This window comes from Polaromonas sp. P1_G1 (assembly GCF_056405595.1).
This window is the reverse complement of record NZ_JBFUBU010000153.1, coordinates 1-511: the sequence shown is the minus strand read 5'-3', so window position 1 is coordinate 511 and position 511 is coordinate 1. Positions and strand designations below refer to the sequence as shown.

General features: G+C 59.9%; 1 protein-coding gene. It reads right to left on the bottom strand.

Going from position 1 to position 511, the window contains the following annotated elements:
• Positions 1-511, bottom strand: a 511-nt coding sequence (locus AC1D1Y_RS26215) for a malic enzyme-like NAD(P)-binding protein (RefSeq protein WP_477684924.1), incomplete at both ends; no start/stop codon positions are given.

Genomic DNA, 511 nt, shown 5'->3' with positions numbered 1-511 from the left:
ATGTCGGGCTTGAGCACGCCACCGGCGGACAGGCCCAGGAAAATGTCGGCACCGGCAATCACTTCGCGCAGCGTGCGCGCATCGGTTTTTTGTGCGAAGACGGCCTTGTCTTCGTCCATCAGTTCAGTGCGACCCGCGTAAACCACGCCGGCCAAGTCGGTCACATAGATGTTTTCACGCGGAATGCCCAGCTTGACCAGCAGGCCCAAACAGGCCAGCGCAGCCGCACCGGCGCCCGAGGTCACCAGCTTGACGTTCTTGGGGTCTTTGCCAACGACCTTGAGGCCGTTGAGCATGGCGGCACCCACGCAAATGGCGGTGCCGTGCTGGTCGTCGTGGAAGACCGGGATCTTCATGCGTTCGCGCAGTTTGCGTTCTACATAAAAGCAGTCGGGCGCCTTGATGTCTTCGAGGTTGATGCCGCCGAACGTGGGTTCCAGTGAGGCGATGATGTCGACCAGCTTGTCCAGATCGTGCTTCTCGTCGATCTCCAGATCGAACACATCAATGC